Genomic DNA, 13405 nt, shown 5'->3' with positions numbered 1-13405 from the left:
CATACAGATATAGTGATCCAGCGGTTTAGACTGAAATGTCCGGAGATTGAAGGTACTGACGCGCAATGATAGGGTGTACAAGCATTTGTTTTCAATTAAGGGAGGAAACCTGCGATGACCAATACGACGAATGCACCTGAAGAGACGAAAGTTGGATTTATTGGTACAGGCGTGATGGGTAAAAGTATGGCTGGGCACATCCAGCAAGCGGGATATCCGCTGCATGTGTACACGCGAACTGCTGCCAAAGCGGAAGCGTTGGTGAAAGAAGGTGCCGTATGGCATGACACGCCGGGCAAACTGGCTGCCGCATGTGATGTTATCATCACGATGGTGGGGTATCCGAAAGATGTAGAAGAGATTTACCTTGGTGAGAATGGTCTTGTGGCTAATGCCAAACCGGGCTCATACCTGATTGATATGACGACATCCAGTCCACTGCTGGCTGCGCGGATCTCCGAGGCTGCAGAAGCCAAAGGGCTACATGCACTGGACGCGCCTGTGTCCGGCGGCGACATCGGAGCACGGGATGGCAAGCTGTCCATTATGGTTGGCGGTAGTGCGGACGCCTTTGAAGCGGTGCGTCCGCTGTTTGAGCAGATGGGCACTAACATTGTGTTGCAAGGCAAGGCAGGAGCCGGGCAGCATACCAAAATGTGCAACCAGATTGCCATCGCCTCTGGCATGATGGGCGTATGCGAAGCACTCGCCTATGCCAAGACGTCGGGTCTGGACGCGGAGAATGTGCTGAAGAGTATAGCTACCGGTGCAGCCGGAAGCTGGTCGCTCAGCAATCTCGGTCCGCGCATGATCGCAGGCGACTATGAGCCTGGATTCTATGTGAAACATTTTATCAAAGACATGGGCATTGCACTGGAGTCTGCCAAAGCAATGGGCATGAGAACGCCTGGGCTGGCACTGGCTGAATCCCTGTATCAGGAAATATCGAATCATGGTCTGGACGAGAAAGGTACACAGGTACTCTACACCTACTATCTTCAGGCTTAACATCCAAGAGAACAGCAGCGTATCTTTTTCTTCCCAGGAAAGGTTGCGCTGTTTTTTATTTTTTCACCACCGCTTATGCGTCTAAAGTCACGGAATTGGTTAATTGTTCATATATACTTTGGCTAATGGATGAATTTTGGTCGCCTTCCCTTTATTTTTACCCCCCTTTATCCGACATAAGTAATAGAAGTTTACATAATGAATATGTCAAAGGATGTTATTCCTCCTGTAATGGTCACCCGTAACCCACACTAAATAGAACGGAGCTTGCCCATGTTCAAGAAAATCCTGTCTCTGTTCAAGACTCAGCCAGAGCTTGCGAACTCAATTACAGCCTCCGCTTCAGCATTGCCTTCGACGACAACCATTCCTCCGCGTCTGGTTCGTAGTAAGCGCAAGAAAAAAGCAGAAGGGGATTGGACACGCCAGCCTGAGGAGCCTAGTACATCAGAGCAGCTGCAAGGTCTTTCAGGGGAATACAAAGTGTTAAATGACCTGCTCGTCACCAATCCGAAGTCGCGCTCCGGATATTCACAGATTGATCATGTCGTGATCGGTCCGCGGGCAATCTTCGTGATCGAAACCCGAAATCTGACGACAGGTGAGATTCGCGGCGGACGAAGAGAGGCCAATTGGTCGGTCAGCAGCAGTCGGGTCAACATGTACAATCCGCTCATGCAACATCGTGCGCATGTTGAAGCCATTCATGCCCACCTTGGGGATTACAAAAGAGTACGTCTCGTCTCCATGGTGACGTTCACGAACCGTTGCCGGATCAGTGTTGATCCTGCGGTGCGGTATGTGAATTCGGATGAATTGATCATCTATGATCATGAGTTGGTGGAGACGATTCAGCGCAAGACGGAACGGCTTGAGTCAGAAGTTCCCGAGACCGTATTCAAGGAGCAGGATATTCAGGCGATCTATAACTTGTTATCATCGGTCAATTCCACGGACCCTCAGATTCGGTCAGAACACATGGAGAAGGCTAAAGGTATCAAATGATCATACTTCACGAACACTGTTGTCCATACGGATGGCAGTGTTTTTGTGTTGCGGGGGTAGTTAATACAGGGATAGTAAGTGCATGTTCAAAAGACCGATGTTCAGTCTTCTTTTCAGTCTTCTTGAACAATCTCTTAAAGGCTTTAGACACAGGTATATCGTCGTATACACCCCATTTTTGACTTATGATACAATGTAGACCATGTCTAATTGTGAATCGCGCATGTTATCCGAAAGGATATTTTTGGAATGGATGTTCAAGGCTTGGAGCAGAGGTTAATGGTTCTCAGGAATATACATACGATAAGGGGAATATCATACGATGAAGATGAAATGGAATTACATGATAAAGACGTTCACGGTCATGTTCGGTTTGGCAGCGATTTTGACAGCTTGTGGTGGCGGAGCTAAAGAAACATCATCATCGCCGGAGTCTGCTTCTGGTACAGAAGTTGCTCCGTCAGAGACAAGTAGCTCGAATGCTACCGTAACAGAAACAGCAGCCTCCGGTTCGAATGGTAGTGAGCAGACAGGTTCAACTACAGAAGAATCTTCTTCCACTGACGACGGCAAGATTGGAAAGGATTCCACACTGGAAGAGTTGAAGCAGCAGTATGCGGATAAACTCGGTTATATCCGTATCCCACTTAATGATCATCCGGTGCGTCGGGTCAGTGAGGAAGGTTCCAAAAATATTAATGTTGCCAACTATAGTGATGCCGTTGTGGACATGAATGCGGGGGTGCCGATTCATTCCGATTCGCTGCGGTTGATTGATGATGCCTTTCCTTTTTTCACAACCGTACAAGCACCTGACGAATCTTATGTAACTTGGGAAGAAGCAACCAATCTGGAACGTGCCATGGTGAAGACGCTATTTATCGCCCGTGAAGGCCTGCTGATTACCGAAGATGCCATGAAAAATAAGGATTATAGCAGTAAATCGTTCCAGGATTCCAAGGATTTCTTCAGCGTCACAGCGAAATTTGAATCCATGGCCCCAGTTGCACAGCATCCATATGACATTACATTGACTACATTATATGACAAGGCCCGTACTTCATGGGGCGAGCTGGCTGTGATGGACCCTGCGAAGGATGAAGCGGCATTTGCCGAGATGTACACAACGGTGAGAAGAGATGCTAATAACGCGATGGGATTGCTTAATGCTCTATTGTCCACGAATGAGGAAGCGCGGATCAAAGAGATCTACGGGGAAGATAAATAGCATGATTCGGAGTGTCTGCATTCCAGTCAAGCTAAACATGGGAAGAAGCACTTATGTAGATACCTATCATGCTTGGATTAAAGTGTATCTAGATCGCCAATGGAGCACCATTGACACGACAGTGGATGCGGCATGGAAGAAAAGCAAAACGAAATATAAGAATAATCAAAGATTCATTGAAATATAAATACAAAAGTATATTAGCCGTCAAAACCGGGATATGATGTCCTGGTTTTTTTGTTTTACATGAATGTTACCTTGAAAAATGGAGTGCAAAGAAGGTTTTTCAAATCCACTTGAAACTATATCTGGAGCGATGCGTATCATAACGTATTCATTGTTTTTTTATGTAGAATATTGCCGGATTTCAGAGTATAGTTAAGGAATAATTTAACTTATATTCAACATGATGTTGATATAAAAATGACTAAAAACCATGAAAAAATGTGAAGAACCCGTTTCTTCAAACTATTGGAGGTTGAGTATGAGTTCATTCAAAAGCTGGTTAAATTCAACAAAACAAGGACTTGAAGAGCAGGTCAAAAAATTTAAAAATAAAGATTTTATGGATGCCGTAGTTGCAGGCTGTGCACTTGTAGCTTTTGCGGATGGTTCCATTGACGAAGCCGAGAAGAACAAGATGGCCGGTTATATCAAACTGAGTCAGGAATTAAAAGTATTCGATATGGGAGAAGTCATTACACGCTTCAACTATTACGTGGCGAACTTTGAGTTTTCTCCAGAGATCGGGAAGCAGGAAGCGCTGAAAGCCATTGGGAAGTTCAAATCCAAGCCAGAAGTGGGCCGCGTTATTGTGGGCGTGTGCAGTGCCATTGGTTCAGCTGACGGCAACTTTGATGATCAAGAGAAAAGGGTTGTGTCTGAGATATGCAGCGTACTTGCATTGAATCCTGGTGAATTCAATCTGTAAGTAGTTATTCAACATGTGAAGGGAGGTGAAAATCAGTGACAAGCATTAATTTGGTCAAAGGCCAGAAGATTGATTTAACCAAAGGTAAGGCGGGTCTTACAGAGGTTATTGCCGGTCTCGGCTGGGACCCGGTGACGACTTCCAAAGGCTTCTTTGGAAGAAAGAAACAAGCGGATATCGATTGTGATGCATCTGCCATTATGTTGAATGCGGAAGGGAAATTGACCAAGGACTCCAATCTGGTCTGCTTCCACAACAAGCAAAGTGCATGTCGTTCGGTTATCCATTCGGGAGACAATCTAACAGGACAGGGAGACGGTGACGACGAACAGATCAGAATGGATCTGTCCCGTATTCCTGCTGATGTTCATAAAGTGTTAATCGTTGTTAATATTTACGACTGTGTCAATCGCAAGCAGGACTTTGGCATGATTGAGAAAGCTTATATTCGCATTCTGGATGGTAAAAATTCCAGTGAGCTGGTGAAGTTCAATCTATCCGATAACTACACAGGTTCGACGGCTTTAATCTGTGGTGAATTGTATCGTCATGAAGGCGAATGGAAATTCTCAGCAATCGGTGAGGGTTCCCATGCGGTACATATTAACGAACTTGCTCGAAGGTACTCCTAAGTACAAGATTTAATCTAAATCGACAATTTTTCTGACAATCATATGTAACGATAACTGAATCAATTTCATAATACCTTTAGCTGCTTCAATCAAGGCTAGATATAGATCAAACCGGTTCATTTTGTCTATATCTAGTTACAAAAAATCCATTTTAGTGAGTTATGAAATTGATTTAACTACAATAAATATAAATAAGCGAGGATGATCAACGATGGCAATTAATCTCTCCAAAGGTCAAAAAATCGATCTGACTAAAACAAACCCGGGTTTGTCCAAAATTACAGTAGGTTTGGGCTGGGATACCAACAAGTATGATGGCGGAAAAGACTTTGACCTGGACGTATCCGTATTCTGCACCAATGCGAATGGTAAAGTAGAAGGCGAGAAAAACTTCATCTTCTTCAACAATCCGCAAAATGAAAATGGTTCTGTTGTTCACACAGGTGACAACCGTACAGGTGATGGCGATGGTGATGATGAGCAGATCAATATCGACCTGCCTAACGTACCTGCAAATGTAGAGAAAATTGCATTCTCCATTACGATCTACGAAGCTCCTGAGCGTAGCCAGAACTTCGGACAAGTCTCCCGTGCTTATGTGCGAATTGTCAACGAAGCAAACAACGAAGAACTGATTCGTTTTGACCTTGGGGAAGATTTCTCCATTGAAACGGGTGTAGTAGTTGGTGAATTGTATCGTCATAGCGGCGAATGGAAGTTCAGTGCCATTGGTAGTGGTTATCAGGATGGACTGGTTGGATTGACACGCGACTTCGGTTTGCAATAGGACCTACAGTATGACTTACAGGATGGGAAGAACCGTCTCCTGGACGGTTCTCCTTTTCATTTAATCACATATCTTGGAAAGGCGGAAAAACATATGACGATCAGTCTTGCCAAAGGACAGCGTATTGACCTGACGAAGACCAATCCGGGCCTTACTCGTGTGGTGGTTGGTTTGGGTTGGGATACGAACAAATATAGTGGTGGAGTCGATTTTGATCTGGATGCTTCGGCTTTTTTGTTGTATGAAGATGGAAAAGCCAAAGGTACGGATGATTTTGTTTTTTACAACAATCCAAGTGGTGGTACGGGCTCAGTAACACATACTGGTGACAATCGTACAGGTGAGGGTGACGGCGATGATGAGCAAGTTGTCGTTGATTTCAGCAAAATCCCTGCGCATATTCACCGAATCGGTATTACAGTAACGATCTATGATGGAGATGGACGAGGGCAGAATTTTGGACAAGTTTCCAATGCTTTTGTTCGTGTTGTTGATGCTGCAAATGATCGGGAAGTGCTTAGGTTCGACCTCGGAGAAGACTACTCTACAGAAACAGCTGTGGTGTTCTGTGAGTTTTACCGTGCAGGTGTGGACTGGAAATTCCAGGCTGTAGGCAGTGGTTTTACAGGTGGATTATCTGCTTTATGCAAACATTACGGACTGGATGCACAATAACTTGGCATAGAAAGGTGAATCTGCTATGGCGGTTTCTGTCGTGAAAGGCCAGAAGATTGATCTGACCAAAACCAATCCGGGCTTGTCCCGTCTTACGGTAGGTATTGGTTGGGAGACAGCTTCGGGTGTGGAACTGGACACATCGGCATTCCTTCTGGGTTCAAACAACAAAGTGGCTGGAGATGAGGATTTTATCTTCTATAACCAGCCCTCTACCTCGTTCATAACGTATATGGATGGTGGACAGGTAGGAGGCGAGAAGAAACAGTTCGCCATCGATTTTGGTAAAATTCCTGCCCGAATTGAGAAAATCGCGTTCAGCCTGACGATCCATGACGGTGAAGTACGACGACATCATTTTGGACAGGTTCAGCATGGTTTTATACGGTTTGCCAATACAGCCACAGGTCAGGAAGTGATGAGATATGATCTGGGAAGTGATTTTACGGTGGAGACTGCGATTGTTATTGGTGAACTGTATCGACATAACGGCGAATGGAAATTCAGTGCAGTAGGGTCCGGTTTTGCAGGCGGCTTGAATGCACTATGTGCCAATTTTGGTGTGGATGTGGATGGTGGATCAGATCCCGCGCCAACCTCAACCGTTCTCCCGACAGCTGCACCTACCCCACCGTCCCCGGTTCCTGAGCCGACTCCTGCACCTGTTCATTCGATCAATTTCAGCAAAATTGAATTGAAGAAGAAAGGTGACACCATTAACCTCAAGAAAAATGCGGGTGGACTTGGTGAAATCCTGATTAACCTGAACTGGAATCAACAGGGTAGCAAAGGATTATTCGGTCGCAACAAGAGTGTGGACCTGGACTTGGGCTGTCTGTTCGAGATGAAGGATGGTACACGGGATGTGATTCAGGCATTAGGCAAAAGATTTGGTTCACTGAACGGTTACCCTTATATTGCCTTGGATGGTGATGATCGAACAGGCTCAGTGAAGACTGGAGAGAATCTTCGAATTAATGGTGCCCGGATCGCGGAGATTGAACGCATCTTGGTATTTACCTATATATATGGTGGCGTAGCGAACTGGTCTCAAGTGGATGGGGTGGTAACCATCCAGCAGAAGGATGGCCCGGATATCATTGTCCGAATGAATGAATACGGGAGTCCACTAGGTATGTGTGGTATTGCCATGTTACGTAATGTGAACAATGAGACATTCAGCATTGAACGAATTGTGCAGTTCTACAATGGGCATCAAGCGTTAGATGATGCTCATCATTGGGGAATGCAATGGGTTGCGGGAAGAAAATAATCGTTGTGTTAGTCATGAATCTATCAGAAGTAGATAGGTCGACCCGACCCCAATGACGGCCAGTTCATTCGGCTTCCTCATATCCATCAATCCCTCCAGCTCAAGGAGGGATTGGTTTGTATACCCCGACAGCTTAAATCAACGAATGCAGATTGGCTATTGCCAAAGGTACGAGGAGGAGACAATCCTGAAATATTTTAATTTTTTGAGTCTGGAAGAAGAAGATACTTTATTTTTCTCTTCACCCGTCTCGTTCAATCACCGGACTTCCAAAGATTTACTGGCATATGCTGTTGGGGCTGCATTATATATGCCCGCGACGCGCACCCATATCGCGGACGACATCATAAATGGTAAGCATGAAGGTCTGACGACCATTATTATTGACCTGGAGGACGCTGTAGGTGACGATCAAGTGGAGTTTGCTGAACAGTGTCTGGTACAGCACTTAACTCAACTGATGACTTATATGGAGACAGGCATGCTGACTCAGGATCGAATGCCTCTTCTGTTTGCTCGTGTACGTTCACCACAGCAGTTGGAACGTCTGATTGATGTGTTAGGAGAACTGGTATCCATGCTGACAGGCGTAGCTTTGCCCAAGTTTTGTGTGGGTAATGGACGAGCCTACTTCGACCAGATTCGCAAGTATAATCAACGGAAACCGGATCATGTTCCCGTTCTATATGGCATGCCCATATTGGAGACCGCTTCGATAATCTATCGGGAAACACGCTGGGAGACCCTGCTGGACCTTCGGAAAATCCTCGATGAAAACAATGAGTATGTGCTCAATGTACGCATTGGTGCGACCGATTTCTCCAGCCTGTTTGGACTACGCCGAAGCCCGGAATTGACCATCTACGATATCGCCACGATCCGTGACTGTATCTCGGATATTATCAATCTGTTTGGTCGTATGGATAAGCCTTACGTGATCTCGGGTCCCGTCTGGGAATATTTCAGTCAGCGGGAGCGTGTGTTCAAGCCTCAATTACGACAGACCCCATTCGAAGAAACCCTCGGCAAATCAGGGCTGCATCTGAGAATGAAATATATTACGAACACAATGGATGGATTGATGCGTGAAGTCATGATGGACAAGGAAAATGGAATTGTCGGCAAAACGATCATTCATCCTTCTCATATTAAGCCCGTCCAAGCGATGTACGTTGTTACACATGAGGAATATTCCGATGCCCAAGACATCATCGCCCGTAATGACGGTAGCTTGGGTGTATTCAAAAGTAATTACTATAACAAAATGAATGAGATTAAACCACACTTGAGCTGGGCGAATCGAATTCTAATCCGATCACAAATATATGGGGTGTTACATGAACAGCAGCATTTTGTCGGGCTCTTGCCCAAGCACGAACAACAAGACAACTACGTTCCCAATTCTTGATCAATTCAGTCTGCATGTTCAGGTCACACATAACCCGATGCAACTGCCACTGGAATCATTATTTTCAATGGCTGCACGAATCAATAAGAAACGTTCTTTTCTATTTGTAAGCAGACTGCTGGGCAAGCATATCCCGGTTAACCCGTATACCTCGCTTCTGAGCGGCGCGGCATTGGCTGTTCTGCTATATGAGCACCTGACTGAGAAGACGGAAGAGACGAAAGATCAGATCACCGAGTGGAAACGTGAAATGGTCGAAGGGTTGATTGACCCCAAGCAAGCCCGACAAGTGCACAACTTGTTGTTGCAAGAAAAGTTGAGTTTACCGGAAACGATTCGTTTTGTTGGTTTTGCCGAGACAGCCACAGCACTGGGCCACAGCATGTACGAGATGTTTGCTGATTATGCTTCCTATATTCACACCACTCGCGAATATGTTCCAGCAATGAACCCGGATATTCAATTTGAAGAAGAACATTCCCACGCGATGGCTCACCGTTGTTATGCGTTGGATCATGAAGCTTTTGCAGGAGAGGGTCCGATTGTTCTTGTGGACGACGAGATTACGACGGGCAAAACGACGTTGAATATCATTCGGGATATTCAGGCCCAATATCCTCGGAAGCAATATGTTATTGCTTCACTGCTGGACTGGCGTACGGAAGCGGACGAGCTTCGATTTGCCGAATTGGAAGTCGAGCTGGGGATTATCATTACACCTCTAAGCCTGTTGAAAGGCCGTATTGAAGTAGTGGGTACTCCACAGCTGGAACCAACAGAGCAAGCTGGTGAGCCGTCCCTGTACCCTGTTACAGTTAAGACATCAAACGTGGCTGATGCCTTCCAACAGCTGTATGCCACTTCGGAGGATGGTGAGGGTAAGCGTAGCACAGCGAGCTACGTTCAACATACAGGCAGGTTCGGTATGCAGTCCCGGCATAATGTCGTGTTGCGTGAAGAGATTAGTCGGATCGCAAAGCGCTTGCAGTCGCAGCGTACCGGAGAACGGACGTTGGTGATGGGAACAGGGGAGTTCATGTACATTCCGATGTGTATTGCTGCCGAGATGGGAGAAGGCGTGTTGTATCAATCCACTACCCGCAGTCCAATCCATACACATCCTGCTCCAGGATATGCTGTTCGTAGTGGTTCTGGATATGCCTCCCCAGAAGATGCATCCGTTCGTAACTTTATCTATAATATTGCGCCAGGACAATATGACGAGATTTTTGTACTGCTGGAGAGACAGATGTCCGAAGAGCGAATGGAACCGATGGTGAAGGTACTGGAACAGTTGGGATGCGGACACATTCATATTGTATATTGCGGCTTGCCAGAGAAGACAGGAGACGACGAGCAATGAGCCTGAGTGTAATGGATCGAATTAAACAATATGAGATTCAGTCTCCCGAACCGATCGGTAGTTATGCTGCATCGGACGTTATTTTTCTACTAAAGAACATCAGCCATGTGGATCTGGAAAAGGGAACGGGCGAACGGGAGCAGGCGATCCAATCCGGGGTTCATTATTCGGAGATGTTACCTGTGGAATATCAGCCCACTTCAGAATACATCAAGCTGTTTCACAAGTCGCTGGAACAATCCGCCGCAAGAATTGCACTTCATACTGCCATTGTAGCTGAGAAGATCATAGAGCGCAGGGGACTTAATCTTGTGCTGGTATCTCTGGCTCGGGCGGGCACCCCTGTTGGTATCCTGATCAAGCGTTATATTGAATTGAAATACAAGGTGACGATTCCGCACTATAGCATCTCGATTATTCGTGGCAAGGGTATGGATGAGAATGCACTATTATATATTTTACAGCAGCATGGACTGGAACCGGCCATTCAATTTGTAGACGGTTGGACGGGGAAAGGGGCCATTCGCAAAGTGCTGAAGGCATCCTGTGACCACATGGAACAGGCGTATGGCGTAAGTCTGGATGATGATCTTGCCGTGTTGGCTGATCCAGGGCAATGTTCAGGAACCTTTGGAACGAGGGAAGATTATCTTATTCCTAGCGCTTGTCTGAATTCCACGGTCTCGGGACTCGTGAGCCGAACGGTACTCCGGGATGATCTGATCGGCCCGGCTGATTTTCACGGGGCCAAATGGTATCGTGAATGGTCCTCTGACGATGTGTCTAACCCATACGTAGATACCATCGCTCAGTATTTTCCACAGGTTATGGAACAAGCCGAGATTCATACAGAGATCGCTTCTGGGATAATACCTGAGATCACCTGGAAAGGCTGGCAGGATATTGAGTCCATCCAGCAATCCTTTGGCATTGCCAACATCAATCTGATCAAACCCGGCATTGGAGAAACGACACGCGTTTTATTACGCCGGGTTCCTTGGAAGATTTTCGTTGATCGACTGGAGAATCCCGACCTGCAACATATCATGATGCTCGCCAGAGACAGAGGTGTTCCGGTTGAGGTATATCCGGGACTATCCTATTCCTGTTGCGGCATTATTCAATCCCTGGGAGGTGGAGGAGAATGATGATCTACGCAAGTGATCTGGACCAGACGCTGGTGTACTCCCGTCGCGCGCTCCGTATTCCCGAAGATACACCGGGACTTGTTCCCGCAGAGTGGATTAACGGCAAGTTGTCCGCTTTTATGTCAGCCTATGCACTGGAGCGGTTGCAATCTTTGCCACAAGACATTGTATTTATGCCTGTGACGACACGTACCGTGGAGCAGTACCGGCGCATTCATATTTTTCAGACCGAATGTATCCCGAAATATGCGGTGACGAGCAATGGCGGTAACATCATTGTAGATGGGCAGGTGGATGAAGAATGGAATCTGCATATTCGTTCTTTACTTCGTCGGCAGGCAGCCACTCCCGAAGAGGTCCTGGATTTATTTGATGACGTACTGAGCCCGGAATGGGTGATTAATCAGCGATTGTGTGATGAGCTGTTCTATGCATTGCTGATTGAACGTGACAAGCTTCCAATGGAACGCATTGCGGACAAGATTCGGGTGTTAGAGACGTTTGGATGGGAGAGTTCAATTCAGGGTCGCAAGCTCTATCTGGTGCCTTCGGCCGTAAACAAAAGAGATGCAGTGGAGCATATTAGGCAACGCATCGGCGATGTGCCCGTGATTGCTTCGGGTGACTCTTTGCTGGATCGCTGTTTGCTAGACTTTGCGCAGCATGCCATTGCTCCATCTCACGGAGAGCTGCATGTGGAGAGACAGCGTGTACCTGAGCTGGTACCGTATCAATTTACGGAACAATTTGGTGCTTTTGCAGCAGATGAGATTCTCGATTACGTCCACCGTATTCATAACGATCAACAGATCCAGATCAACCATGCCGTGATAAGGGAGACCGTATAAATGAAAAAAATGAAGATTTACTTCAACCGTTGGTTCTCTGTAACGTATCATTATATGAATGCGATTCGAGACAATGAGGATGGGTTGGAATTTGAAATCTACGGCACACATCCCGATCCGGGACATATGGCATTACAGGGTTGTGATGTTGCAGAAGTTGAACCGCGTGTGACGGGACAGGAATATGTTGATTTTTGCCTCGACTTTTGCCGACGTCACCAGATTGATGTCTTTATTCCACGGTGGAACATGCTGGATATCAGCAGACATGTATCCTTGTTCGAAGAGATCGGTACGCGGGTTATCGTATGTTCGGATACGGAATTGCTGGAACAATTGATGGAGAAAGACCGCTTCTATGAATCGGTGCGTGAGAAGGGCATTATGGAGATTCCGGATTATTTCACGGTCAGTAATGCTTCACAATTCCAGCAAGCTTATGAGGCGCTACGTGCGCGTGGACATGATGTATGCTTCAAACCCTGTAATGGTGAGGGCGGCATGGGATTCCGGGTGATTAATAATGAAGGTGATCCATTGCAAGAGTTATTCGGATATGCCTTGAACTCGATCTCGTATGAAGATGCCCTGCGTGCATTCTCTTCGGCTCCGTCCTTTCCCAATGTCATGGTGATGGAGGTGCTGGAAGGATATGAATACAGTATTGATTGTCTTTCAGACCGCAATGGGAAACTCATAACGGCGATCCCGCGTAGAAAAGAAAGAGGACGCTTGCGTTTGCTTGAAGAAAACGAGGAACTGCTGGCGATTGCCCGTAATGTGGCAGAAGTATATCGGATTCCTTATAATTTTAATATTCAGATGAAATATCGCAAGGATACACCTAAGCTGCTTGAGATCAATCCGCGAATGTCGGGTGGGTTGCATATGTCTTGTCTGTCCGGCGTGAACTTCCCTTATCTGGCAGTCAAGTCGGCGCTTGGGCATGATATTGGACCCCTTCATCCGAAGTTTGGCATTCTGGGAAGTCACATCGAACAGCCATTTATAATCGACGTTCAGAAGGTAAGCGGAGTAGACCACTTCTAGCTGAGAAGTTCCTTCAACATTGACACCTTCTGGACGGTTTTTTTACAAT

General features: G+C 46.3%; 13 protein-coding genes. All 13 read left to right on the top strand.

The window, feature by feature from the left end; all coding sequences use genetic code 11:
- Window positions 1-114: 114 nt before the first annotated feature.
- A complete protein-coding gene (locus C0Q44_RS00410) occupies window positions 115-1008 on the top strand; it encodes an NAD(P)-dependent oxidoreductase (RefSeq protein WP_105405562.1) in 894 nt (297 codons plus the stop codon).
- 273 nt (window positions 1009-1281) lie between these two features.
- Entirely contained in the window at window positions 1282-2013 is a 732-nt protein-coding gene (locus tag C0Q44_RS00405) for a nuclease-related domain-containing protein (protein WP_105405561.1), read from the top strand.
- Between the two features lie 322 nt (window positions 2014-2335).
- Window positions 2336-3241 carry a hypothetical protein gene (locus C0Q44_RS00400; RefSeq protein WP_105405560.1) on the top strand — a complete coding sequence of 302 codons (906 nt, stop codon included), beginning with the start codon at window positions 2336-2338 and terminating at the stop codon, window positions 3239-3241.
- 484 nt (window positions 3242-3725) lie between these two features.
- Window positions 3726-4172 (top strand): tellurite resistance TerB family protein, encoded by a 447-nt coding sequence (locus C0Q44_RS00390; protein ID WP_105405558.1) that lies wholly within the window; start codon window positions 3726-3728, stop codon window positions 4170-4172.
- Window positions 4173-4207: 35 nt separating this feature from the next.
- Window positions 4208-4804: a TerD family protein gene (locus tag C0Q44_RS00385; RefSeq protein WP_105405557.1), complete on the top strand. Its 597-nt coding sequence runs from the start codon at window positions 4208-4210 to the stop codon at window positions 4802-4804.
- 211 nt (window positions 4805-5015) lie between these two features.
- Window positions 5016-5591, top strand: a complete 576-nt coding sequence (locus tag C0Q44_RS00380) for a TerD family protein (RefSeq protein WP_105405556.1) — start codon at window positions 5016-5018, stop codon at window positions 5589-5591.
- 93 nt (window positions 5592-5684) lie between these two features.
- Entirely contained in the window at window positions 5685-6266 is a 582-nt protein-coding gene (locus C0Q44_RS00375; protein WP_105405555.1) for a TerD family protein, read from the top strand.
- Window positions 6267-6291: 25 nt separating this feature from the next.
- Window positions 6292-7539: a TerD family protein gene (locus tag C0Q44_RS00370; RefSeq protein WP_105405554.1), complete on the top strand. Its 1248-nt coding sequence runs from the start codon at window positions 6292-6294 to the stop codon at window positions 7537-7539.
- Window positions 7540-7684: 145 nt separating this feature from the next.
- Window positions 7685-8947 carry an HpcH/HpaI aldolase/citrate lyase family protein gene (locus C0Q44_RS00365; RefSeq protein ID WP_105405553.1) on the top strand — a complete coding sequence of 421 codons (1263 nt, stop codon included), beginning with the start codon at window positions 7685-7687 and terminating at the stop codon, window positions 8945-8947.
- Window positions 8877-10310 carry a phosphoribosyltransferase family protein gene (locus tag C0Q44_RS00360; protein ID WP_105405552.1) on the top strand — a complete coding sequence of 478 codons (1434 nt, stop codon included), beginning with the start codon at window positions 8877-8879 and terminating at the stop codon, window positions 10308-10310. The genes C0Q44_RS00365 and C0Q44_RS00360 overlap by 71 nt, the downstream gene beginning before the upstream one ends.
- Window positions 10307-11458, top strand: a complete 1152-nt coding sequence (locus C0Q44_RS00355) for a cysteine protease StiP family protein (protein ID WP_105405551.1) — start codon at window positions 10307-10309, stop codon at window positions 11456-11458. The genes C0Q44_RS00360 and C0Q44_RS00355 overlap by 4 nt, the downstream gene beginning before the upstream one ends.
- Window positions 11458-12306, top strand: a complete 849-nt coding sequence (locus C0Q44_RS00350) for an HAD family hydrolase (RefSeq protein WP_105407553.1) — start codon at window positions 11458-11460, stop codon at window positions 12304-12306. Before C0Q44_RS00355 ends, C0Q44_RS00350 begins: the two co-directional genes overlap by 1 nt.
- The gene (locus C0Q44_RS00345; RefSeq protein ID WP_105405550.1) at window positions 12307-13356 is read left to right on the top strand and encodes an ATP-grasp domain-containing protein; all 1050 of its coding nucleotides are present in this window, start codon (window positions 12307-12309) and stop codon (window positions 13354-13356) included.
- Window positions 13357-13405 lie beyond the last annotated feature (49 nt).

The sequence above is a fragment of the Paenibacillus sp. PCH8 genome, assembly GCF_002968835.1.
Classification (GTDB): Bacteria; Bacillota; Bacilli; order Paenibacillales; family Paenibacillaceae; genus Paenibacillus.
The sequence above is the reverse complement of the archived record's forward strand: the minus strand, read 5'-3'. Positions and strand labels throughout refer to the sequence as shown.

Bases quoted from the DNA above. Each gene is read 5' to 3' on its own strand.
- C0Q44_RS00390 (WP_105405558.1), top strand. From the start codon at position 3,726: ATGAGTTCATTCAAAAGCTGGTTAAATTCAACAAAACAAGGACTTGAA.
- C0Q44_RS00380 (WP_105405556.1), top strand. From the start codon at position 5,016: ATGGCAATTAATCTCTCCAAAGGTCAAAAAATCGATCTGACTAAAACA.
- C0Q44_RS00370 (WP_105405554.1), top strand. From the start codon at position 6,292: ATGGCGGTTTCTGTCGTGAAAGGCCAGAAGATTGATCTGACCAAAACC.
- C0Q44_RS00375 (WP_105405555.1), top strand. From the start codon at position 5,685: ATGACGATCAGTCTTGCCAAAGGACAGCGTATTGACCTGACGAAGACC.
- C0Q44_RS00410 (WP_105405562.1), top strand. From the start codon at position 115: ATGACCAATACGACGAATGCACCTGAAGAGACGAAAGTTGGATTTATT.
- C0Q44_RS00365 (WP_105405553.1), top strand. From the start codon at position 7,685: ATGCAGATTGGCTATTGCCAAAGGTACGAGGAGGAGACAATCCTGAAA.
- C0Q44_RS00350 (WP_105407553.1), top strand. From the start codon at position 11,458: ATGATCTACGCAAGTGATCTGGACCAGACGCTGGTGTACTCCCGTCGC.
- C0Q44_RS00345 (WP_105405550.1), top strand. From the start codon at position 12,307: ATGAAAAAAATGAAGATTTACTTCAACCGTTGGTTCTCTGTAACGTAT.
- C0Q44_RS00355 (WP_105405551.1), top strand. From the start codon at position 10,307: ATGAGCCTGAGTGTAATGGATCGAATTAAACAATATGAGATTCAGTCT.
- C0Q44_RS00360 (WP_105405552.1), top strand. From the start codon at position 8,877: ATGAACAGCAGCATTTTGTCGGGCTCTTGCCCAAGCACGAACAACAAG.
- C0Q44_RS00405 (WP_105405561.1), top strand. From the start codon at position 1,282: ATGTTCAAGAAAATCCTGTCTCTGTTCAAGACTCAGCCAGAGCTTGCG.
- C0Q44_RS00400 (WP_105405560.1), top strand. From the start codon at position 2,336: ATGAAGATGAAATGGAATTACATGATAAAGACGTTCACGGTCATGTTC.